Source organism: Bacillus sp. FSL K6-1005 (assembly GCF_038000225.1).
Classification (GTDB): Bacteria; Bacillota; Bacilli; order Bacillales; family Bacillaceae; genus Bacillus; species Bacillus mojavensis.
On sequence record NZ_JBBOBP010000001.1, the window covers coordinates 2,403,802 to 2,424,772 of the forward strand.

Sequence of the window (20,971 nt, forward strand, 5' to 3'; positions counted from 1 at the left end):
GTTTTACTCTCCGGCTGTTTACTTTAATATTCTCAGATGAAAAACGTGTCTTGCTGTATCTCCAAGCTGAGCAAGCAGTTTATAATTGGCAATTCCGCCGACTGCGGCCCCTACCCCAGGTAAAAGCTGAAAAAGCTTGACGACATCAATATAATCGCGATACTCCTGCTGAAATACTCTCCAGTCAATATCCTTTTTCTCCGTCTCCCAGTTTTCAATGACAGAAAAAAGCGATTTGCGGCAGTCATCACTTGAAAAAGCAAGCTGAAATACAAGCAGCAAAAACATCCTTTCTTCTGCATTCTTCACATCAAAGCCGTATATTGAGGACAAAGTGAATAAACATTTCATCTTAATGGAGAGCAGCAGCGGGAAATCAGCAATACCTAAAAAGATGCCGCCCGCCCCGGTGCCGACTCCTTCAGCAGCCGCCACTTTCTGATAAGAAGCGATCGTTTTTTTGGCAAGCTCGTTTTTTTCACTGAGTGAAAGTGTGCTTGTATCCTTCTTATAGGTAATGATATTAGATCCCGCCATCGTGGCTTCCACCATTTTTTTCACGCTTTCAGTTACTGCTGCATGAATTTTTTCAGGTATCCGTTCATTCACCTTTGTTTGCACACGCTTTGAGAAGCGTTCAAACATGGAATCCTTTCGCAAAAAATGCATTTTCCATTGAAGAGCTTCCTGCATCAGCAGATTCTCGCTCATTTGACCTACCCCTTTTTTCAGCTCACAGCTTTCCGTGTTTTTTTAATCTGGCGGTCATGTAGGACGGCAGAACAACAAAGATCAAGACGGCAGAGCCGATCAACGCGTACAGAAAACCTGCAGCGCCCGCAGCATAGGAAGAGGCCGCTGCCATGAGCAGAGCCTGCACGCTAAGCGCAGCTTTTAATAGAGAGAAATAGCTTTTCAGCTTCGCTTCCTTTTTGACAGGATATAGCTCTTGAAGCGCCAGATGGTCAAAGTGGCCAAATAGCGGCAGAAACTGAATACCTGTGATAAAGACGGTAAACACAGTCAAAATCCCTGCGATCATCGGGCTTGCAGAGGCATACATAATGATCAGCGCAAAAATAACGGTTAATCTGACTTGAATGCCTAAGTAATCACTTGAACGCAAAAACGCGCGGGCAAACATGTAAGCAAACGTTTTACGCTGTTCAAACGGCACAAACCGCAGCAAAAAGTCGAGATACGCTCTCCGTTTCGCTTGTTTCTTTAAATGCGGCACATCCGTAAACAGGTTGGCAATCCGGTAAAAACGCTGCTTGCGTCTCAACTCGTATTCAATATGGCTCTCCCATTTGAATGTTTTTCCTTTTGCAGCGGAAGACACATAAAGATAAAGAGCCGCCATAATGATATAGATGACAAGCGCATACACATAAACCGATTGAAAAACAAAATACAGGACGACTGTATTAGCGGCAAAACGAATGACAAGATTCATCTGTTTCATGCTTCGGTCATTTTGAAACGTCATACGCCATTCTATGGCCTGATTCCACGCTTTCAACAGCAGAAGCTGTACAAATACCGCCGCATACGACATGAGCGAGGCCCCCGGCGTGACAGCGAAATAAAGCGGCATTGCTACGAGGCTCAGTGCAATCAGAGGAAACAGCTGGGATACATAGCTGTAAACAAACGCCTGCATCAAATACGGCTCCATCTTAGCCTCAAGCGGCAATAAGAAGACAAGGTCAGCCTCCTTTAAAAGCGTCCGCACATAAGACCCTGTCAGAACGAGTGAAAACAGCACGGCCATCACCCAAAAGGACGGAAAGTGGGCGGGAATGTCCCGTACCCATTTGCTGTACCAGCTCGCGGCACCTGCGATAAAAAAGATCAAAACGATAACGAGGTGATCGTTGAGCATATATTTCATGTACCTTCTTGTTTCTTTGATATGCTCCTGCAGCCGTGACTGCCAAATATCCAGCATGTTATTCATGGCCAGCGTCTTCCTTTGTGAGCTCTAGATACAAATCATCCAGCGCCGCGTCCTTCATTCCAAACTGCTCTCTGAGCTCTGACAGCGTGCCGCGCGCCCGCACTTCGCCGTTATGTAAGATGATAAACGAATCACAGTAGCGCTCCGCCGTTGCTAGGATGTGTGTTGACATCAGCACGCTCGCTCCGCTTTTCTTGGCTTCATTCATCCGCTCAAGCAGCGCATTGATGGCCAGCGGATCAAGTCCCAGAAACGGCTCATCAATGATGTAGAGCGCAGGCTCTGCCAAAAACGCACACATGATCATGACCTTCTGCTTCATCCCTTTAGAAAAATGCGCCGGGAACCACTTCAGCCTCTTTTCCATTCGGAATTCCTTTAACAGCGGAGGCAATCTTTTTTCCATCGTCTCTTTTGAAAGGCCGTAAGCCATCGCCGTCAATTCAAGGTGCTCCATCAGCGTCAGCTCTTCATATAAAACGGGAGTCTCAGGAATATAAGTGAATTGGGACCGATAGCCTTCCCGATCCTCGGCAAAGGTTTTTCCATTTAATTCAATAGATCCTTTGTGCGGGTCCATCAGCCCGATGATATGTCTGATTGTTGTACTTTTACCTGCACCATTTAAACCGATTAAACCGACAATTTGGTTCGGCTCAAGGCTAAATGACACGTTTTTCAAAACCGGATTTCTCGTATAACCGCCGGTTAAGTCTTTTACCGATAGCAGAGACATAGTTTCTCCCCTTATATTGTTTTTCTTCATAGTACCAAAACAAAGCCTGATTTGAAACAATTCCCTTTTAACAAATGATGAATTTGCTGTCATAAAGAGACAGGTTCCTGGACATTATAATTGTTGTAGAGGAAAAAGCATATCAACTGAAAAATGAGGTGTTTGTCAAAGACGTCTTAGGCACAGTTGGATAGAAAATAAACATGTCCTATGCTCAAACCTTTTCTCATTCACTGAATTGATAAATCTTCAATTTTGAAGCTGACTGTCAAATGAGGTGTTTATCGTAGGAATCGTTAGGCATTAAACAAGTCTTCATTTTATTAACAAATGAGGTGCTTACCAAAGGCATATCACATTTTCTTCATAAAGCTGATTCCTCTGCATTCAGGATGAACGCTCCGCCGTTCATCCTGTTTTCTATTTTCTGCATTTCTGTGGTACGATGAGTTTATACATAAAAACACAATTTCATAAGGAGGAACCCTCATGCATAGTGCAGAGAATTGTATCTTTTGTAAAATTATCGCCGGCGAAATTCCGTCAGCAAAGGTTTATGAAGATGAACATGTGCTGGCATTTCTCGATATCAGCCAAGTGACGAAAGGCCACACCCTCGTTATCCCGAAAACACATATTGAAAATGTTTATGAATTCACAGACGAATTAGCGAAACATTATTTTCACGCCGTTCCGAAAATTGCCCGCGCCATCAGGGATGAATTTGAACCGATCGGCTTAAACACGTTAAACAACAACGGCGAAAAAGCAGGACAATCTGTTTTCCATTACCATATGCATATTATCCCGCGCTACGGAAAAGGAGACGGATTCGGAGCAGTGTGGAAAACACATGCAGATGATTATAAACCGGAAGATCTGCAAGACATTTCTTCATCCATTGCGAAACGCTTAGCCTCATCATAAAGATGAGGTTTTTTTATTGTGAACAATTCGCAATTTCTTTTGATAATTCTAAATTTCTATCAAAAAAACTGAATTTTTGTGATAGGATAATTGTATTATTTGTTACATTAACGTGGAAAACAGGGAGAGATCATGATGGAACGTACAACGAATTTTAACGCAGGTCCTGCAGCGCTGCCATTAGAAGTTCTGCAAACAGCACAGAAAGAGTTTATTGATTTTAATGAATCCGGCATGTCCGTTATGGAGCTTTCCCACCGCAGCAAAGAATATGAAGCGGTGCATCAAAAAGCGAAAAGCTTGCTGATTGAACTGATGGGCATCCCGGATGACTATGACATTCTGTTTCTTCAAGGCGGGGCGAGCCTTCAATTCTCAATGCTTCCGATGAACTTTTTAACACCTGAAAAAACCGCTCATTTTGTGATGACAGGCGCTTGGTCTGAAAAAGCGCTCGCTGAAGCGAAACTGTTCGGAAACACATCTGTGACGGCGACAAGCGAATCAGACAATTACAGCTACATTCCCGAGGTTGACCTTACAGATGTAAAAGACGGCGCCTATTTACATATTACGTCTAACAATACGATTTTCGGCACACAGTGGCAGGAATTCCCGAGTTCTCCTATTCCTCTCGTCGCTGACATGTCCAGCGATATTTTAAGCAGAAAAATCGATGTATCCAAATTTGACGTCATTTACGGCGGTGCTCAAAAAAACCTTGGTCCTTCAGGTGTTACCGTTGTCGTAATGAAAAAATCATGGCTGCAAAATGAAAATGCCAACGTTCCGAAAATCCTTAAATATTCAACACATGTCAAAGCGGATTCTCTTTACAACACTCCGCCCACATTTGCCATTTATATGCTGAGCCTCGTCCTTGAGTGGCTGAAGAAAAACGGCGGAGTTGAAGCTGCTGAACAGCGCAACGAACAAAAAGCACAGCTTCTTTACAGCTGCATTGACGAGAGCAATGGCTTCTATAAAGGCCATGCTAGAAAAGACAGCCGTTCACGCATGAACGTTACCTTTACGCTCCGTGATGACAGTTTAACGAAAAAGTTCGTTCAGGAGGCGAAAGAAGCAAAAATGGTAGGCCTTGGCGGACACCGTTCAGTAGGAGGCTGCCGTGCTTCCATTTATAATGCGGTATCACTGGAAGACTGTGAAACATTAGCTGCTTTCATGAAGAAATTCCAGCAGGAAAATGAGTAAAAAGTCTGGCTGTGCAAACCGTTCGTTTGGTATACTGTTTGCATAATAAATTCTTTAAGCCTTCGCAATAAATGATGAGCATATTATTGGAGGGCAGAAAGCTTAGCAGAGGAGAGCATAGATATGAAAACAAAAGAGTTAGTCGTTATGGCTCTGTTTGCCGCAATCGGCGCAGCGCTCCATTCCATTATTCCGCCCTTTTTAGGCGGGATGAAACCTGATATGATGCTGATCATGATGTTTATGGGCATTCTACTGTTCCCGCGGGTGCAAAACGTTCTCGTTATCGGGATTGTGACCGGAATCATTTCAGCTCTTACAACCGCGTTTCCTGCCGGACAGATTCCAAATATCATTGACAAACCTGTATCAGCGTTTCTGTTTTTCTTCCTGTTCCTTCTGGTGAGAAAGAGCCAGAAAACAGCTGTAGTCGCAGTTCTGACAGTCATCGGCACCATCTTATCAGGAACTGTATTTTTAACGTCAGCTTTATGTATCGTCGGTTTGCCTGGCGGTTTCGCCGCATTATTCGCCGCAGTCGTTCTGCCGGCAGCTGTATTGAATACAATCGCCATGATCATGATGTATCCGATCGTGCAAACCATTTTAAGACGCTCAAGTTTTATGGAAGCTGCAAAATAAATGTGACACAAAACCTCTTCCGCTTCCGGGAGAGGTTTTTTCTTTAAAAGAGCCCGCAGCATGTCAGTATGTTTTAAGCGATGAGTTTTGTGATAAAGATAAGACATAGTGTAAAGGCGGTTCCGGTTGAACAAACAAGCGCTTTCTGCCGAATGACTTTCTTCGGCGGATAAGAAGCAGCCTGGCTGAGAAGTCTGATATAGTAAATGGCGCCTGTTGCAAAGGCAAGGGTGATGCAGGATAACACAATCATAAAGACAGACAACCTTCTCCCTCCTTTTCACTTAAAAAATATGCTAAAATAAAGCAAGCTATGTATAGAAGTTCATTCTTCGAACAAAATGGAAAAATCTGAATGTATCATATTTCAAGAAAAAAACGGGGTGATTTTAATGGCGGACGGACGTTCTCTATTAACAGGACTATTTGTGGGCGGCATCATCGGAGGTGCTGCAGTTCTTCTATCAGCACCTTCTTCAGGTAAACAGCTGCGTGAAAAAATAAAAACCAATTGCGATTCTTTTGAAGAAACGATCAAGCGCTTAAAATCAGATGGTGTAACCTTAAAGGACCAGCTAGTAAAAGCGGCAAAAGAAAGTGCAGATGTCATTAAAGACGTAAGCGGTGAACTGCAAACCTCAATTAAAAAATGGCAGGAAGAGATCAAACCTCATCAGCAGGATCTTCAAAAAGAAATCGCTGATATTGAGGAAAAAATCAAACAGCTGGAGAAAACCTTACAAAACTAATATCCTATTCAAAGGAAAAAAGTGCGGGTCAAAACATGACCTGCACTTTTTTTATTCGCAAAAGCCTTTCCTAGCAACGGCTCAAGAATTTATTAAAAAATTCTTACATTTTCATCTTTATTAATCTTTATTTTATTGGCATAATAGAGAAAAAGATAAAGAGAAGCAGGTGACGTAATGAATCAAGTGGAACCGCCTTATGATGTGAAAGAGGCTCTGGTCTTCACCCAGAAAATGGCTCAGCTTAGCAAGGCTCTTTGGAAATCGATTGAGAAGGATTGGCAGCAATGGCTCAAACCGTATGACCTGAATATTAATGAGCACCATATTTTATGGATTGCTTATCAGCTGAATGGAGCTTCCATTTCTGAAATAGCAAAGTTCGGGGTCATGCACGTATCAACGGCATTTAACTTTTCAAAAAAGCTCGAAGAACGCGGGTATTTAAGGTTTTCAAAACGGCTGAACGATAAACGAAACACATATGTTCAGCTGACTGAGGAAGGAACTGAGGTATTCTGGAGCTTGCTTGAAGAATTTGATCCGACGCGCAACGCGGTTTTTAAAGGGTCACAGCCTCTGTATCATTTATTCGGAAAGTTCCCTGAAGTGGCAGAAATGATGTGTATGATCCGCCATATATACGGCGATGATTTTATGGAAATCTTTGAAACATCACTCACAAATATCGACAGCGACTTTGAAAGCGTAAACGGAAAACTGAAGAAAAAAGCAACGGACACTGCTGCGGATGAATCAGCCGAAGAACTTGAACCTGTAAACAGTTAATCAAAGTGTCTGATAATGTCTATAAAAACCTCCATCAGTTCTTTATAAAGCCCCTGCTCATACAGGGCAAAAATCGTTTCATGAACATCTAGTTTTTCATTCAGCTGTCCGGCAAAAAGCGCAAGGAGCTTATCAAAGGTTACAAATCCTTGCGCTTTTTGTGCTGCCAGCTCCTCTGACAACTCACCGCATATGCGCACAACCTCTTCCCCTTCTTCTCTGCTCAGCCCTTTATCAATCAGCAGCGCATAGAAAGGGTACCTGTCCATATCCACTGTTTTCACTAATAATTGTATGTAATATTCCAATCGCTCAATGCGATGATCCATCGAATCCATCCACACCACTTCTTTCTATCTTTAATCTTATTTTAGCTGATAATTCACTGAGAAGAAAGTTCTAACCCCATATTTCATAGATTGTTTGCCCCTTTCAAAAAAATACCTGCTGAAAGATATTTTTTCTTAAAAAAGCATTGATTTTTTTTCTTGAGAGGAGTAAATTATTTTGAGATTCTACTCAAGATGTACGGAAGGATGACTTTGATGAATTGCTGGAAAACCATAAATCTGATGAAAGATTATGGTGCCGTTCGCATAATATTGATTGCTGTGTGTTTCATGATTATGGTTTTTATATCTAACTTCTTAGCATTTGAGCTTTTGCGGCCTAAAACAAGCTTGAGCGATGAATATGTACCGCTGTTCGGCGTTTTGCTCGTCGTTATTTTATTTGTACATAAAGTCATCCATGTCCTGCCGATCATCTGCAAAAAAAGAAAAATAGAAAAAAAGATTTACGTATGGCGTATGCGAACGTGGAAACGGATACCGAAAACGACGATGCTGATTTCACTGTTAAGCCCTTTTATGCTGATAACACCTGTATTATTTTACGCCGCACTGGCGTTTCCGAATCACGCCCATTACTTCTGCATGATTTCAGGCATTCATGCAGGCTACTGTCTGCCGGACTTTTTGCTGGCTCTGAAGCTGATGCAAGCACCGAAAGCATGCTTTATCGATCAGGAAGCAGACGGCTTTGATATTTTGGTCGAAAAGTAGCTGACGCTTGACGCTGTGCCGATTTTTCAGTTTGCATTCTATCTTTTTTGATCAATATTTGGTAATGTAATATGGGAGCAGTTCAGAGAGAGGGGGAATCTCCCATCATATTATTCTATTTTATCGTGGCTGCCTTGTTTATTGTTTACTTTATAAACAGGCTCACCAATACATTATGCCTTGTCAGAGAGATTCCTGAAGAGCGCCAGGATAAGGTATTTCGATTTATCAATGTATGTATATTAATTTTACTGATCTCTTCATTTGTGGAGATATCCTTTACTGTTTAAATATGAGGAAAGGAAAGTAAAGAAAGCATAGCTGCCGGCCTCGTTAGAACCGGCAGCTATGCTTTTTTACATTGATTAGTAAAGCCAAGAAGCGCCGATGATAATCAACAAGATAAATAAGACGACCAATAAAGCGAAACCGCCTGCAAATACTTCACCCATCTTAAAAAGCACCTCCTGTAAAAAGCTTTATTTTCCAATTACATCTTATGCAGTTAATTGATGAAACGATTAGGCGCTTGTGAAAGCAAAGGATCGCTTTTTCAACAAGCGATCCCTTTTGCTGCTTAGTAGATGTAAGCTGCACCTACAATGATAAGCAAAATGAACAGTACAACAAGCAAAGCGAAACCGTTTGAATATCCTCCGCTCATGTTACATACCTCCTTTTCTTGATCAATATATTTGTATGTCATCAGGAAAAGTTTGACTAGACGAATGCCCTTTATTTAAAATCTTTTTACAGAAAGCCACAATATGTTATGATACGCATAGGCAATTCAATTTGGAATGATTAGGAGTGTTTGAAAACAATGAAGAAAATCGCAATAGCAGCTATCACTGCTACAAGCATCCTCACTCTCAGTGCTTGCAGCAGCGGCGACAAAGAAGTCATCGCAAAAACAGACGCAGGCGATGTAACAAAAGGCGAACTTTACACAAACATGAAAAAGCAAGCTGGAGCGAGCGTCCTGACTCAGCTGGTGCAAGAAAAAGTTTTGGACAAGAAATACAAAGTATCAGATAAAGAAATTGACAACAAGATGAAAGAATACAAAACACAGCTCGGTGATCAATATACTGCGTTAGAAGATCAATATGGAAAAGATTACCTAAAAGAGCAAGTTAAATATGAATTGCTTACACAAAAAGCAGCTAAAGATAACATCAAAGTTACAGATGACGAAATTAAAGAATACTGGGAAAACTTAAAAGGCCAAATTCGCGCAAGCCACATCCTTGTCGCTGACAAAAAGACAGCTGAGGAAGTAGAGAAAAAACTGAAAAAAGGCGAGAAATTTGATGCCCTTGCGAAGGAATACTCTACAGACACAGGCTCAGCTACAAACGGTGGCGAACTTGGCTGGATTTCAAAAGATAACGAACAACTGGATTCTACATTCAGAAAAGCTGCATTCAAACTGAAAACAAACGAAGTCAGCGAACCTGTGAAAACACAATTTGGCTACCATATCATCAAAAAGACTGAAGAACGCGGAAAATATGAAGATATGAAAAAAGAGCTGAAATCTGATGTTCTCGACCAAAAACTTAATGACAACACAGCTGTGCAGGCAGCCGTTCAAAAAGTAATGAAAAAAGCTGACATCGATGTGAAGGATAAAGATTTGAAGGATACATTTAACACTTCTTCAAATAGCAGCTCTTCAAGCAGTTCTAAATAAAAAAAAGCTGTGCAGGCTCACTGAGCTGCGCAGCTTTTTTTATGCGATGGAATGATTTTGGTTTTCTTCCTCACGCTGCTGGGACGTGCGGCGTTCTTTTTCTTTTTCCATCCTCTCAATGTAGATCTGACCTTCTTTTTCAATAAAAGACTGGTCTAACTTATCTTCCTCTTTGGCTGCTGACACCAGCTTATATGCACTGAAAATGATGCCCACAATACAAAGATATACCCACCATGGAAAAAACAACACGGGCTTCTCCCCCTTTTGCATAGATTCTTTATTTTTAACCTTATGCAGGAATAAGACAGGTTATGAGCGGGAAAAGCATGTAAAAAAGGACTGAGCTGAACATGTCAGCATCAGTCCTTTTTCATTATTGATTATTTATGAAACGTCGGTTTATAAAAGGAACGGTTTTCAAGTGCAAATACACGTTCAGTGTACTCGCCCGGCTTCACGCGTTCCAGCGCTCTGTCCATCATATTCATTTTCGCATCCAGATTATCAATATAGTGCAAAATTTCCGCTTCTTTTACCATCGGCGGTTTTGGGCTGCCCCACTCTGCTTTGCCGTGATGGCTCAGGATTAAATGCTGGAGGATCAAAACCTCTTCAGAATCGATTTGAAGCTCCTCAGCCGCTTTTGACAGCTCTGTGACCATAATCGAAATGTGGCCTAGCAGATTGCCTTCTACTGTATAGGAAGTGGCAACTGGTCCCGACAGCTCTTTTACTTTTCCGAGATCGTGAAGGATAACTCCTGCGTACAGAAGATCACGATCAAGAGACGGATATAAATCAGCAATTGCTTTTGCCAGATTCAGCATAGAGACGACGTGATACGCTAAACCTGAGACAAACTCGTGATGATTTTTCGTAGCCGCCGGGTAATCCATAAATTCTGCTTCGTGCTTTTTGACCAAATATCTTGTTATCCGCTGGATATTTGGATTTTTCATTTCAAATATATATTGAGTGATGGTATCCAGCATTTCATTTTTCGGAATCGGCGCAGTTTCCAAAAAATCATCAATATTGACGTTTTCGTTCTCGCTCACCGGTCTGATATTTCTCAGCTTCAGCTGGGTGCGTCCGCGGTAATGATGGACATCCCCCACCACCTTAACGATCGTCTGCGGCGCATAGGTTACTTCATCACTTTGCTTGGCATCCCACAGCTTGGCTTCAATATCACCTGACTGGTCTTGAAGCATCAGTGTTAAAAACGGTTTTCCATTGCTTGCAATCCCTTTTGTTAAGGATTTAATCAATAGATATTGGTCAACCTGTTCGCCAACCTCATGTAGCATAATCCCTTTAGCCATACTATTAAAGCTCCCTCCGTATCTTACATAATATCAGTATATCACATACCGATTATCAGCTATATAACCTCATTTATGACACTAAATGGGTGATTTGATCACTTTGAAACGCGTTTTTTACATGTTCATGGCATGTAAAATAGAAAATCTGCCTTTCCCCTCCTGATAAAACAGAAAGCATCTCCAGCACGCGGTTCAGTCGTTTCTGATCGAAATGGACAAAGCTATCGTCGAGCTGGAAGGGCAGCATAGCCCCATCCTGACGAGTAACGGCCAGAGCGAAACGAATTGCTGTATACAGCTGTTCACACGTGCCCTGAGACAGCTCTTCCGCCTGAAACACCGTTCCAGCACTGTTCATGACCAGGATGGAATCATCTGTTTCGGAGAAATAAATTGATTGATAGCTGCCGTCAGTCAGCGGGCGGAAGAATTTCTCGGCTGTCTCCAAAAGACGCGGCAGACCGACTTTTTTATGCCGCTCCATTTTGTTTTTGATCACATGTCTGACCATTTGAATCGAAGCCCATTTTTTTGCAGATTCTTTCACACGCTCTTTTTGCATTTCAGTTTGCAATTTCAGATCAGAGACCAATCCCGAAGCCTCTAACTGTTCCTGTTTGACCAAAAGCAATGCGATTTGAGCGCGCAGCTGTTTCAGCTCCTCATCGTGCCGTTCTTTTTTTTCATGTTCTTGCAGTCGTTTTTGCTCCAATTCAGAAAGAGTGCCGGAGTCTGCCAGATTAAGTTCTGCTGAGCTGACACCTTGAAGCTGTGCATTTACGTTATACAGCTTTGTGTCAATATCCTTCCATTTCTTGCTGATGTCGGCTATGGCGAAAAACTCATTTCTGTCTTTTGCTCCCGCTTCAGTGAATAATTGTTCGATCTGTGCTTGGAAATAACGTATTTCTTGCTCCAGCTCAAGCACCTGCTCTTCATGAAATTGGATATCTTTATTCATTTCATTTTTTTGCTTCTCAATCTCTTTTTCGCGTTCCGCGTTTTTCCGCAGTTCGTGAAGGACATCAGCAACGTGGGTTTGAGAATCGATTTTGTCAGGATGCAGCATTCTGACGCGTTCCTCAAATGTCCGCCGAAGCTTTTGTAGTCTCCCGGCTTCGATCGTCAGCTCATGTTTTTTCTTCACTTCTTTTTGTACGTCCTTCATTACATTGTAAGCATCCAGTAAGAAGGAAGGGTCTTCCTTAAACCCGAGTTCATTCATGAATTGCTCAGCTTGGCTGAAGGAGGGAGCCATATCGGCCTCCCACTGTTCAAATTGCTCAATGATCCTTTCGTAAGCTGCCTCTTTTTGCTGAAGCTCTGCCCGCAACGATATAAGGTGCTGTTTATTGCGGTCATCCTCCCATAATGCTTCTCTAATCGCTTCGGCTTCTCGCGGAGAAATATCCGTCTCTGGCTCTTTCGTCTCCCTTACTTCATCAGAAGACAGCGACTTTCTGCCAGTTGTAAAGGCATACAGCACGAGTGCGGCGCCGATGCATATAGCTGGAATCCATTGCTTCAGCAGCAGAAAGAGAACCATGAAGAGAATGCCTGCTGCCATCACGGTCTTCTTTTGTTTCGCCTGCTGCCTTTCGAAGAACTTCAGCTGTTCCCTCAGTTTCATCTGCTCTTGATGCTGTCCCTGTGCTTCATCATATGCTTTAAGAATGGCTTCTTTTTCTTTTCTTTGGCTGTTTTCAAGGATGACGGAAGATATGTCACGAACTGCCCTTTCAGCGTCTTCCAGCTCGCGCCTCGCCACTTCAAACACTTCATCAAGCTGTCTTTTTCTGTCTCTCGCCTGCACGTAATGCCGCACCGTCTGCTGGAGCTGCCATTCATAGTCATAGGACGTGTTCATATTCAGCAGTTCATTTTCATCTGTTTTATTTAGCTGCTCCAGCCCGGCCGCTGCCTGTGAAGAGGACTGGCGCAGCTGAGCCTGGATGGCGGCAAGCTGTTCCCCGTAGGATTGGTACATATGATACGCTGATGATAGCTCTGCGATAAGTGCTTCATTCTTCAATATGGCCTCATTTGGGTTAAGCTTTTGCAGCTGTTTGTTCAATTCTGCAAGCTTTACCCGAAGCGCCTCCAGCTGTGCGGATTTCGGATGAAGATGGGATTCATACTTTTCTAAACGATGTAATCCGTCAGCAGGGAATTGCCCCGCATGCTCCGGATATTGTTCAATCGCCTGTTCCAGCGCAGTTTTTTCGATTAGCACCGGTTTCAGTTCAATGGCTCTTTCGATTCTTCGAATATGTTCCGCAGTCTCTTTCAGCTCTGTTTCAGCGGTTGCAAGACGGGATTCGAGCGTTCTTTTCTCCTCAAGAAGCTGATGATAGCCCGCCTCCTCTGTCTCAGCCTGTTTCAGCTTTGCTGCCAGCTGCTTCAGCGTTTCTAATTCCTGATTCAAATGAGGATTTCGGCCGTTTGGTTTAAAGAGCCTTTCGCTTTCCTTCGTCAGCCTTGAATCAAGCTTTGATACGGCTTCAGCGCCAAACAGGCTGGAAAACAGCAGGAATTCCCCGATCTTGTCCCGATTAAAGGTGTGAATTTCCTGCAATCCGAATACATCAAACGAGTAAATGGCTTTGTACAGCGCCCTGTCCGTGCCCTGGAACAGCTGCTTTAGAAAATCTTCCTGCTTTACTTCCCCGGATTCTGTATACACCCTTACCTTCTCAGCGGCTCCTTTTGTCCGTTCAATCTTCATCACGCCGTATGCAGGGTGCTCAGCCTCAAGAACACCGCCATACACACCGCCTGATTTCGGTTCATATTTTTTCGATTTCGGAAATCCAAACAGCATGCTTTCTATAAATGACATCATAGTCGTTTTTCCTGCCTCATTTAATCCATAGATTAATTGGACAGGCGAGGCGGAAAAGTGAAAGGTCCGGTTTGAAAATTTTCCGTATTGGTAGATATGTAATGATATGATTCGCATAGCTTTCACCGCCTCATGTCTCAAGCACCTTAAGCTGTCTTTTCAATAGAACCTGTGCCTGCTCTTTTATTTCTCTTGTCTCCTCTTGACTAAACCGGTCTGCGTGTCTCCTATATACCGGATGCCGTTCAAGCCCTTCCAGCACGCCTGCCAGATCAGTCTGTTCAATGTCTTCCAATAAACCGCCAAAAAAAGGATCAAGGCTGTTAAGCTCTGCTTCATTTTCCATCTCATCTTCCAATGAAAGCGGCCATATAAAATTCTCCTCGTCCGCCTCTTGCTCCTGAAAGGCTTCAAGCAGCTCGTCCAATGAACCTCTCGGCGCATCCAATAACCATTCTGGCGCTGTCCCCTGTAATACGAGCTTCACACATGCAGGAGTCCCCTTTTTCCGCAGTTTTGAAAACGTGTCCTCGACAATTTGAAAGAGCGCGGTCATATTCTCTGCCGCTGACACATCAATTTCTGCTTTCTCCCATAGGACGTCATGCGCTTTCTTAAATTCATAGGACATATCTCCGCGCTCCACACGAACAAGATAAAAGCCTTTATCTCCTGTCTCCTTCATATGGCGCGCTTGAGGATTTCCCGGATATATCGCGGCTGGGTGCCCGGCTACAAGAATCTGGCGTTTGTGAATATGGCCAAGCGCCCAATAATCCATTCCGCTTTTCACAAGATCGTCCTGAGTAAACGGACAATATGGATCGTGCCCTTCAGAGCCTGATAACGTGCCGTGGAGCATCCCGATATGAAAGGGCGCGTCAGTTGATTTCCGGTAGCGGGCGGCTAGATTTTCCGTCACGGCTCTGGTCTGATAGCTGAAACCGTAAATGCTTGCTGCGCGCCTGCCATCCTTATAAAACGATTTTTCTTCAGGGACTGAGGATGTAAACATGTGAACATTCTCCGGCCATTCAATCGGTGTCCATTCTCCGCCGAGATGATCATGGTTCCCAAAAATCACATAGACTGAAATCCCGTACTCTCTAAGTCTATCGAACTGTTTTTTTAAAAAGAGCTGCGCCTTTAAACTTCGATTGGCCTCATCAAACAAATCCCCCGCCAGCAAAACGAAATCAACGTTCTCTGTGATTGCAGCGTCTATGATATGTCTCACGCTTGAAAACGTGCTTTCTTTGATCCGGGCAAAAATGGGTTCCGGCAGATGCGATATCCCGTAAAACGGGCTGTCGAGATGAAGATCTGCCGCATGAATAAAGGTTAGATCAGTCAACATTCTGCTCCTTTCCAGGATGAAGTACCCTTATTTTAGCACCGATTTCTTACGAATGCACGTTCTGTCAGAACGAATACAATCAAAAAACAGCCTGAGCATTCCCAGGCTGTTTTTTGATCAGTTTTTTGCCAAACGCAGCGCTTGTTTGATTGCTTTAAACGCGCTTGAGTTGCCGTAAATCAAGACACCGCCTTTATAAATTCTGGCGCCAATGACGGCAAGTATGATAATGGTAAGCAGAGTTATCCCGATACCGGCAGCCGCCTGCCAAAACGGAATATCTAGCATGCCGACACGCAAGAACATAATCATCGGCGTAAAGAACGGGATAAAAGATGTGACCGTAATAAATCCTGCTTCAGGAGCGTTTAGTCCGAACATGGCGATCATAAAACCGGCAACCACCAAAAGCGTCATCGGTGTGATCGTTTGCTGCACGTCCTCTATTCTGCTGACGACGCTGCCAAGAAACGCGGCCAGTGTCGCATACAAAAAGTAACCGAGCAAAAAGAAAATAACCGCATATATCACGGTGGAGAAGGGAACGTCGGTCAGATTAAGAAAACCGCCGACAGATGAAGCCGTTTCGCTCGTTTTGTTCAGCTTCAGCGACAGATATCCGGCAGAAATAATGACAGCAAGCTGTGTTATTCCGACGAGCCCGATGCCTAACAGCTTTGCAAACATTTGCTGGATCGGCGGCATGCTTGAGATGAGGATTTCCATGACACGCGAAGATTTTTCGGTCGCAACCTCCATCGCAATCATGCTGGCATACATAATAACGGAGAAATAGATGACAAACAGCATAATGTAAACAAGCCCCATCGCCTGCCCCAGCTCTTCCTCAGACTTTGCACCCTCTTTCAGCGCCTCCTGCCCGACAGTGACAGGCGCATAGAGGCTGCTGATGGTTTCCTGCGAAACGCCGAGCTCCTCTGTTCCAACAGCGGTTTTTGTTTGCGTTAACGCCTGCTGCAGTGTTTGAACCGTGCTTTCATCCGAAATCGTTAACGCTTTGTACGTCCCTGAGATCGTCCCTTTTTCATCTCTTTTGATAATGAGCATGCCGTCAAGCGTTTCATCTTTGACCTGCTTTGTAACTTTTTCCTCTGATTGCTTAGACTGCTTCACATCAAGATCGCTGTCTGTATCGACTGCTTTCAGCTGCTTTGAGAAAATCGGATATAATTCGTTTGTTTCATCAATAACTGCAATTTTCTCTTTTGTATCTTCTCCTTGAAACATAGAAATGATCGATTCTAAGTTAGTGACAGCCAAAACAAGCAAAACCGTGACGACAGTAGAAATAATAAAAGATTTTGCCATAATCTTATTTTTATATGTATGAGAAAGCATGATCAAAAATTTATTCATAGACGGCCCCCACCTTTTCTATAAAAATGTCATGGAGTGACGGCTCTTCAAGCTCAAACTTTCGAATAAAACCTTTACCTTGGAGCATGGCGAAGATCTCTTGAGAGATGTCTTCATTGGCAATTTGGAGCTTTACGCCGCCGGCCGTTTCCTTCCATTGCGTAATGCCTTCGTGCCCCTGTAAAAAATGCAGATCGTCATCGGAATGTATGGTCACATTCTTTTTGCCGAATGAACGTTTAATTTCCTTCAGACTGCCTTGCACAACAGGCTTTCCTTTTTGCAAAATACAAAGGTGCTCACACAGCTCCTCGACATGCTCCATCCGATGGCTGGAAAATAAAATCGAGACACCGCTGTTTTTCAAAGAGATAACAGCCTCCTTCAACAGCTCGACATTGACAGGGTCCAGCCCGCTGAATGGTTCATCGAGAATCAGCAGCTCAGGCTTATGCAAAACCGACGAAATAAACTGGATTTTCTGCTGGTTTCCTTTTGAAAGCTCATCTACTTTTTTATTCTCGTATTCTGTTATATTGAAGCGTTCAAGCCATGTTCCGAGCTCTTTTACAGCCTCGCCTTTCTCCATACCTTTTAATCTTGCCAGATAGACAAGCTGGTCCTTTACCTTCATTTTTGGATAAAGTCCGCGCTCTTCCGGCAAATACCCGATTTTGTTGCTCATACTGTAGTTGACGGGGCAGCCTTTCCAGCTGATCGTACCCTTCGTAATGCTTAATAAGCCGAGAATCATGCGAAAGGTCGTCGTTTTTCCCGCTCCGTTTGCGCCTAAGAGGCCAAACATTTGCTGTTCCGGGATTTCTAAATTCAATCCGTCAACCGCTTTATCATCTCCAAATGTCTTCGTTACGTGATCAATCGTCAGCACCGAATCTCCTCCTTCCTCGACCCATTATATACTATATCTGGTTAAAACATAATAAAGGATTTTGGTTTGCTTTTTTAGAATATAAATGGAGAAGGAACGATAAATGATATAGTTGGAGGCGAAATATGATGGCGGAGTATTTTCTTACGGCTTTTGATCCTTCGGGAGAAACACTGATAAACGAGCGATTTGAGGCGGAAAACGATGATGCGGCAAAAAAGCAGGGTGAAGCCCTGTTAAAGGAAAAAGAGCTTCATCATCATACCCATCGTTTAGTGAATGCAGCCGGAAAGCTGATTTTGTTTCAGAGATGATCAGCTTCCCGGCTGATCTGTTACGCTTGAAACTTAGGCTCCCGTTTCTCTAAAAACGCACGGATTCCTTCCTGGTGATCTTTTGTCATCCTCATTCTCTCCTGGGCACTTCGTTCAAGAGCCAGCACCTTCTTCAATTCATCAATATGGAGGCTTTGAAAAATGGCTTTCGTCTCAATCATTGCCAGTAGGGGCGAGGCTAAAAGTGTTTCAACATAAGGTCTTGCACCTTCCGCAGGCTCTCCGTTAAATGTACCATCCAAGAGACCCATGCCAGCCGCTTCTTCAGCGGATAGCTTTTTCCCGCTCCAAATCAGCTTTTTCGCTTTCGCTTCCCCAATCCTTTTTTTCAGCAAATAATGGCCCCCGCCATCAGGAACAAGTCCGATGCCGATAAAGTTCATTGCAAGTACAGCATTTTTCTCTGCAAGCACAATGTCAGCACAAAGTGCTAAACTCAGACCCAGTCCCGCGGCAGCGCCATGGACAGCGGCAATCGTCACTTTTTTCATTTTGTATAACGTTAAAGTGATAGCTTCGATCGTATCCATCAGCTGTCTAAATTGATCAGGATCATGATCAGAGGTCATCATCCGTATATCGCCGCCTGCCGAAAAACCTTTTCCGGTACCTCTCAGGAGGACGATGAGCGCCTCGCTTTCAGAAACCTTTTCACACGCCTCCTTCAGCTCAAACAGCATTTGCTCATTCAAGGCGTGATGAGCATCAGGGCGATTCAGCACAATTTCTGCCACAGGCCCCTTCAGTTCATATTGAATATAATCCATATAAAACACCTCCATGTATACGCTTTCTTTTTTCTTTCTCATATACATTCCCCGCCGTCCTTAAAGAAACCTTTTTTTATTTTTCAAGGTCAATAGATACTGAAAAATGCATATCATTTGAATGGGAACATAAAGTTTTATATAGTGAAATGGAAGGGATATAGAATGAGAAAGGGGGAAGGTAACATGGATAAATTGCTGATCAGCTTTCTATTAAGCTTATTTATGGTGTACTTTCCCCCTTCTGACGTGGTCCTGCCCTCCCAGTTTGATGCAAGCACTGACAGCTATGTGCCAATGTCCTCATATCCAAAAGAATCACAATCAGCCAAAACGCCGTCACCGGGCAGTCTGCATCTGGCGGAGTTTATGAAAGAGTACAATCCATTGGCGCAGTCTATCAGAACGTTATCTGCCAAACCGCTTGATGATCCTCACATCAACAGGCTGGAAAGGGTTTGTGCCATCCCGATCAAATACCAGTCTAATTACCTCCGAATATGAATGGATACCATTTTGTTTGTACCCTGTCATTATGCCAATACTACATTCGGAGGGATTCTCATTGAATATAAAAGAAAACGACCTGCCGGGAATCGGCAAAAAATTTGAAATTGAAACAAGAAACCGCGAAAAAATGACGATTATTATTCATGATGACGGAAGAAGAGAAATCTATCGGTTTGATGACCGGGATCCGGATGAGCTTCTTTCCAATATTTCATTGGATGATTCCGAAGCAAGGCAAATTGCCGCGATTTTAGGCGGCATGGTCTATAAGCCACAGGCGCTGGAGTCTATTGAGATGGCGTTTAGCGACCTCATTATTGAGTGGTTTAAGGTTGAAAAAGGCGCGAAGTCAATCGGGCGCACCCTTGGCGAACTTGATGTCCGTCAAAACTATGATGTCACTGTCATCGCCATCATTAAACACAACCAGCAAAAGTTTTTAAATCCGGGTGCTGACTCGGTGATTGAAGAAGATGATACACTTGTCCTCTCAGGTGAAAGAAAGCATCTGAAGAAGCTGACTCATGATTTTCTTTCTAGAGAGGGCGTGTGATCTGCGGATGGATCATCTTGTGTTTGAAGTCGGAACCGCGCTTGTGCTTGTGGCGATTGCCAGTGTCATCGCAAATAAAATTAAGTTTTCAATTATCCCGTTTCTCATTATTTTAGGGATGCTGCTAGGCCCTCATGCCCCTAAAGTCGGGATTATTGACCTCACGTTTATAGAGAGCAGTGAAATCATTGAGTTTTTCGGGCGGATGGGCGTGCTTTTCCTCCTTTTCTATCTCGGACTTGAATTCTCTGTCGGAAAGCTGATCAAGTCTGGAAAATCCATCGCAATTGGCGGATCAATTTATATCTTGATTAACTTCAGCCTTGGACTGCTTTATGGCTTTATCACCGGGTTTTCTTTCCTGGAAGTCCTCGTGCTGGCAGGCGTCATCACCATTTCTTCGAGCGCGATCGTCGCAAAAGTGCTGGTCGATTTAAAAAGAACGGCCAACCCGGAAACCGAACTGATTCTCGGCATTATTATGTTTGAGGATATTTTCCTTGCCGTGTATTTGTCTGTAGTTTCCGGCCTTGTGCTTGGAGACGCGACATCAGTCGGGAGTGCGCTTTTGTCCATTCTGATCGCATTTGGCTATATGCTGCTGTTTTTTATCGCAGCCAGAAAGCTCCCGCCGCTTTTGAATAAGCTGTTGGACATTCGCTCGAATGAAGTGTTTATTATCGTCATCTTTGCAGCGCTCTTTTTCATCGCCGGGTTTTCAGAGACAATTCATGTGGCAGAAGCCATCGGCGCGCTGCTGCTCGGTTTGGTCTTTTCAGAAACAGAGCATTCCGATCGGATTGAGCACCTTGTCGTTCCGTTTCGCGACTTTTTCGGCGCGATGTTCTTCTTCAGCTTCGGCCTCAGCATAGACCCTTTTTCACTTGGTGAAGCGGTTTGGCTGGCATTGGGAGCTGTGATCCTGACCATATTCGGAAACTTTATCGCCGGAATGGTGGCGGGACGCCGCGCAGGGCTTTCTCATAAAGCCTCATCCAATATCGGTCTTACGATCGTATCACGGGGAGAGTTTTCGATTATCGTCGCCAATCTCGGCATAGCCGGCGGCCTGTCAGCCACATTAAAGCCATTCGCCGCACTATATGTCCTTATTCTGGCGATTTTGGGGCCATTATTAACAAAAGAATCAAAATGGATTTACCGCCAGCTGAACAAGGTGTTTAAATGGAAGCCGGACGTTCAGCCTGTGAAAAAACAGCGGGGATAAAAAA

The 20,971-nt window shown here is 43.6% G+C and carries 26 protein-coding genes; 12 read left to right on the forward strand and 14 right to left on the reverse strand.

Translation table 11 applies throughout. The features are described 5' to 3' along the window. Positions 1–18: 18 nt before the first annotated feature. The 3 genes from NST16_RS12660 to ecsA are packed head-to-tail and all read right to left on the reverse strand — an operon-like array spanning position 19 to position 2,696. Positions 19–711, reverse strand: coding sequence for an EcsC family protein (locus NST16_RS12660; RefSeq protein ID WP_268470942.1), 693 nt, complete (start codon positions 709–711; stop codon positions 19–21). A 22-nt stretch (positions 712–733) separates the two neighbouring features. Next, complete coding sequence (locus NST16_RS12665; protein WP_268470937.1) at positions 734–1,960, reverse strand: ABC transporter permease; 1,227 nt, start codon at positions 1,958–1,960, stop codon at positions 734–736. Continuing rightward, complete coding sequence (ecsA, locus tag NST16_RS12670; protein ID WP_010333599.1) at positions 1,953–2,696, reverse strand: ABC transporter ATP-binding protein EcsA; 744 nt, start codon at positions 2,694–2,696, stop codon at positions 1,953–1,955. The genes NST16_RS12665 and ecsA overlap by 8 nt, the downstream gene beginning before the upstream one ends. A 489-nt stretch (positions 2,697–3,185) precedes the next feature. On the opposite strand from ecsA, the gene NST16_RS12675 reads away from it, so the two are divergent. From NST16_RS12675 to NST16_RS12685, 3 genes are all read left to right on the forward strand, one after another. Next, positions 3,186–3,623 carry an HIT family protein gene (locus tag NST16_RS12675; RefSeq protein ID WP_340887077.1) on the forward strand — a complete coding sequence of 146 codons (438 nt, stop codon included), beginning with the start codon at positions 3,186–3,188 and terminating at the stop codon, positions 3,621–3,623. 135 nt (positions 3,624–3,758) lie between these two features. Beyond that, positions 3,759–4,838, forward strand: a complete 1,080-nt coding sequence (gene serC, locus NST16_RS12680; RefSeq protein WP_340888359.1) for a 3-phosphoserine/phosphohydroxythreonine transaminase — start codon at positions 3,759–3,761, stop codon at positions 4,836–4,838. A gap of 123 nt (positions 4,839–4,961) precedes the next feature. Continuing rightward, on the forward strand, positions 4,962–5,480 hold the full coding sequence (locus NST16_RS12685) for a tryptophan transporter (RefSeq protein ID WP_010333596.1): 519 nt from the start codon (positions 4,962–4,964) through the stop codon (positions 5,478–5,480). A gap of 73 nt (positions 5,481–5,553) precedes the next feature. Here NST16_RS12685 and NST16_RS12690 read toward each other — a convergent pair whose 3' ends face one another. Then, the gene (locus NST16_RS12690; RefSeq protein ID WP_010333595.1) at positions 5,554–5,745 is read right to left on the reverse strand and encodes a hypothetical protein; all 192 of its coding nucleotides are present in this window, start codon (positions 5,743–5,745) and stop codon (positions 5,554–5,556) included. Between the two features lie 127 nt (positions 5,746–5,872). Between NST16_RS12690 and NST16_RS12695 the strand changes: the two genes are divergently transcribed. Continuing rightward, a complete protein-coding gene (locus NST16_RS12695; protein ID WP_010333594.1) occupies positions 5,873–6,229 on the forward strand; it encodes a YtxH domain-containing protein in 357 nt (118 codons plus the stop codon). Between the two features lie 177 nt (positions 6,230–6,406). After that, complete coding sequence (locus NST16_RS12700) at positions 6,407–7,018, forward strand: HTH-type transcriptional regulator Hpr (RefSeq protein WP_010333593.1); 612 nt, start codon at positions 6,407–6,409, stop codon at positions 7,016–7,018. Here NST16_RS12700 and NST16_RS12705 read toward each other — a convergent pair. Continuing rightward, on the reverse strand, positions 7,015–7,356 hold the full coding sequence (locus tag NST16_RS12705; RefSeq protein ID WP_024120776.1) for a YhaI family protein: 342 nt from the start codon (positions 7,354–7,356) through the stop codon (positions 7,015–7,017). The two genes, NST16_RS12700 and NST16_RS12705, sit on opposite strands and share 4 nt — an antisense overlap. A gap of 207 nt (positions 7,357–7,563) precedes the next feature. Between NST16_RS12705 and NST16_RS12710 the strand changes: the two genes are divergently transcribed. Together NST16_RS12710 and NST16_RS12715 are read left to right on the forward strand one after the other, a co-directional pair. Further along, a complete protein-coding gene (locus tag NST16_RS12710) occupies positions 7,564–8,082 on the forward strand; it encodes a DUF3267 domain-containing protein (protein WP_029441201.1) in 519 nt (172 codons plus the stop codon). 71 nt (positions 8,083–8,153) lie between these two features. After that, positions 8,154–8,372, forward strand: coding sequence for a hypothetical protein (locus tag NST16_RS12715; protein WP_081720768.1), 219 nt, complete (start codon positions 8,154–8,156; stop codon positions 8,370–8,372). Between the two features lie 75 nt (positions 8,373–8,447). Here NST16_RS12715 and yhzE2 read toward each other — a convergent pair whose 3' ends face one another. Together yhzE2 and yhzE1 are read right to left on the reverse strand one after the other, a co-directional pair. Then, entirely contained in the window at positions 8,448–8,534 is an 87-nt protein-coding gene (yhzE2, locus tag NST16_RS12720) for a sporulation protein YhzE2 (RefSeq protein WP_003155248.1), read from the reverse strand. Between the two features lie 125 nt (positions 8,535–8,659). Beyond that, a complete protein-coding gene (gene yhzE1, locus NST16_RS12725; protein ID WP_003327753.1) occupies positions 8,660–8,746 on the reverse strand; it encodes a sporulation protein YhzE1 in 87 nt (28 codons plus the stop codon). Positions 8,747–8,905: 159 nt separating this feature from the next. On the opposite strand from yhzE1, the gene NST16_RS12730 reads away from it, so the two are divergent. Continuing rightward, entirely contained in the window at positions 8,906–9,778 is an 873-nt protein-coding gene (locus NST16_RS12730) for a peptidylprolyl isomerase (RefSeq protein ID WP_029441200.1), read from the forward strand. 39 nt (positions 9,779–9,817) lie between these two features. Here the strand turns inward: NST16_RS12730 and NST16_RS12735 are convergent, their stop codons facing one another. The 6 genes from NST16_RS12735 to NST16_RS12760 all read right to left on the reverse strand — a co-directional run bounded on the left by NST16_RS12735 (position 9,818) and on the right by NST16_RS12760 (position 17,574). After that, a complete protein-coding gene (locus NST16_RS12735; protein ID WP_010333590.1) occupies positions 9,818–10,030 on the reverse strand; it encodes a sporulation YhaL family protein in 213 nt (70 codons plus the stop codon). A 131-nt stretch (positions 10,031–10,161) separates the two neighbouring features. Next, positions 10,162–11,106, reverse strand: a complete 945-nt coding sequence (yhaM, locus tag NST16_RS12740) for a 3'-5' exoribonuclease YhaM (protein WP_168747325.1) — start codon at positions 11,104–11,106, stop codon at positions 10,162–10,164. Positions 11,107–11,179: 73 nt separating this feature from the next. Further along, positions 11,180–14,077 carry an ATP-binding protein gene (locus NST16_RS12745; protein WP_340887088.1) on the reverse strand — a complete coding sequence of 966 codons (2,898 nt, stop codon included), beginning with the start codon at positions 14,075–14,077 and terminating at the stop codon, positions 11,180–11,182. A 4-nt stretch (positions 14,078–14,081) separates the two neighbouring features. Continuing rightward, on the reverse strand, positions 14,082–15,308 hold the full coding sequence (locus NST16_RS12750; protein WP_268447645.1) for a metallophosphoesterase family protein: 1,227 nt from the start codon (positions 15,306–15,308) through the stop codon (positions 14,082–14,084). A gap of 117 nt (positions 15,309–15,425) precedes the next feature. Continuing rightward, positions 15,426–16,685: an ABC transporter permease gene (locus NST16_RS12755; protein ID WP_268447644.1), complete on the reverse strand. Its 1,260-nt coding sequence runs from the start codon at positions 16,683–16,685 to the stop codon at positions 15,426–15,428. Further along, entirely contained in the window at positions 16,678–17,574 is an 897-nt protein-coding gene (locus NST16_RS12760) for an ABC transporter ATP-binding protein (RefSeq protein WP_340887092.1), read from the reverse strand. The genes NST16_RS12755 and NST16_RS12760 overlap by 8 nt, the downstream gene beginning before the upstream one ends. Before the next feature lie 128 nt (positions 17,575–17,702). Between NST16_RS12760 and NST16_RS12765 the strand changes: the two genes are divergently transcribed. Next, positions 17,703–17,888: a YhzD family protein gene (locus tag NST16_RS12765; RefSeq protein ID WP_268447642.1), complete on the forward strand. Its 186-nt coding sequence runs from the start codon at positions 17,703–17,705 to the stop codon at positions 17,886–17,888. 20 nt (positions 17,889–17,908) lie between these two features. Here the strand turns inward: NST16_RS12765 and NST16_RS12770 are convergent, their stop codons facing one another. Continuing rightward, complete coding sequence (locus NST16_RS12770) at positions 17,909–18,676, reverse strand: enoyl-CoA hydratase (RefSeq protein WP_340887094.1); 768 nt, start codon at positions 18,674–18,676, stop codon at positions 17,909–17,911. 165 nt (positions 18,677–18,841) lie between these two features. On the opposite strand from NST16_RS12770, the gene NST16_RS12775 reads away from it, so the two are divergent. From NST16_RS12775 to khtU, 3 genes are all read left to right on the forward strand, one after another. After that, on the forward strand, positions 18,842–19,180 hold the full coding sequence (locus NST16_RS12775) for a hypothetical protein (protein WP_333513055.1): 339 nt from the start codon (positions 18,842–18,844) through the stop codon (positions 19,178–19,180). A 61-nt stretch (positions 19,181–19,241) separates the two neighbouring features. Continuing rightward, positions 19,242–19,739, forward strand: coding sequence for a K(+)/H(+) antiporter subunit KhtT (khtT, locus tag NST16_RS12780; RefSeq protein WP_010333581.1), 498 nt, complete (start codon positions 19,242–19,244; stop codon positions 19,737–19,739). A 7-nt stretch (positions 19,740–19,746) separates the two neighbouring features. Further along, on the forward strand, positions 19,747–20,967 hold the full coding sequence (khtU, locus tag NST16_RS12785; RefSeq protein WP_010333580.1) for a K(+)/H(+) antiporter subunit KhtU: 1,221 nt from the start codon (positions 19,747–19,749) through the stop codon (positions 20,965–20,967). Positions 20,968–20,971: the final 4 nt, after the last annotated feature.

Bases quoted from the DNA above. Each gene is read 5' to 3' on its own strand.
- NST16_RS12660 (WP_268470942.1), bottom strand. From the start codon at position 711: ATGAGCGAGAATCTGCTGATGCAGGAAGCTCTTCAATGGAAAATGCAT.
- NST16_RS12665 (WP_268470937.1), bottom strand. From the start codon at position 1,960: ATGAATAACATGCTGGATATTTGGCAGTCACGGCTGCAGGAGCATATC.
- ecsA (WP_010333599.1), bottom strand. From the start codon at position 2,696: ATGTCTCTGCTATCGGTAAAAGACTTAACCGGCGGTTATACGAGAAAT.
- NST16_RS12675 (WP_340887077.1), top strand. From the start codon at position 3,186: ATGCATAGTGCAGAGAATTGTATCTTTTGTAAAATTATCGCCGGCGAA.
- serC (WP_340888359.1), top strand. From the start codon at position 3,759: ATGGAACGTACAACGAATTTTAACGCAGGTCCTGCAGCGCTGCCATTA.
- NST16_RS12685 (WP_010333596.1), top strand. From the start codon at position 4,962: ATGAAAACAAAAGAGTTAGTCGTTATGGCTCTGTTTGCCGCAATCGGC.
- NST16_RS12695 (WP_010333594.1), top strand. From the start codon at position 5,873: ATGGCGGACGGACGTTCTCTATTAACAGGACTATTTGTGGGCGGCATC.
- NST16_RS12700 (WP_010333593.1), top strand. From the start codon at position 6,407: ATGAATCAAGTGGAACCGCCTTATGATGTGAAAGAGGCTCTGGTCTTC.
- NST16_RS12705 (WP_024120776.1), bottom strand. From the start codon at position 7,356: ATGGATTCGATGGATCATCGCATTGAGCGATTGGAATATTACATACAA.
- NST16_RS12710 (WP_029441201.1), top strand. From the start codon at position 7,564: ATGAATTGCTGGAAAACCATAAATCTGATGAAAGATTATGGTGCCGTT.
- NST16_RS12715 (WP_081720768.1), top strand. From the start codon at position 8,154: ATGGGAGCAGTTCAGAGAGAGGGGGAATCTCCCATCATATTATTCTAT.
- yhzE2 (WP_003155248.1), bottom strand. From the start codon at position 8,534: ATGGGTGAAGTATTTGCAGGCGGTTTCGCTTTATTGGTCGTCTTATTT.
- yhzE1 (WP_003327753.1), bottom strand. From the start codon at position 8,746: ATGAGCGGAGGATATTCAAACGGTTTCGCTTTGCTTGTTGTACTGTTC.
- NST16_RS12730 (WP_029441200.1), top strand. From the start codon at position 8,906: ATGAAGAAAATCGCAATAGCAGCTATCACTGCTACAAGCATCCTCACT.
- yhaM (WP_168747325.1), bottom strand. From the start codon at position 11,106: ATGGCTAAAGGGATTATGCTACATGAGGTTGGCGAACAGGTTGACCAA.
- NST16_RS12750 (WP_268447645.1), bottom strand. From the start codon at position 15,308: ATGTTGACTGATCTAACCTTTATTCATGCGGCAGATCTTCATCTCGAC.
- NST16_RS12755 (WP_268447644.1), bottom strand. From the start codon at position 16,685: ATGAATAAATTTTTGATCATGCTTTCTCATACATATAAAAATAAGATT.
- NST16_RS12765 (WP_268447642.1), top strand. From the start codon at position 17,703: ATGGCGGAGTATTTTCTTACGGCTTTTGATCCTTCGGGAGAAACACTG.
- NST16_RS12770 (WP_340887094.1), bottom strand. From the start codon at position 18,676: ATGGATTATATTCAATATGAACTGAAGGGGCCTGTGGCAGAAATTGTG.
- NST16_RS12775 (WP_333513055.1), top strand. From the start codon at position 18,842: ATGAGAAAGGGGGAAGGTAACATGGATAAATTGCTGATCAGCTTTCTA.
- khtU (WP_010333580.1), top strand. From the start codon at position 19,747: ATGGATCATCTTGTGTTTGAAGTCGGAACCGCGCTTGTGCTTGTGGCG.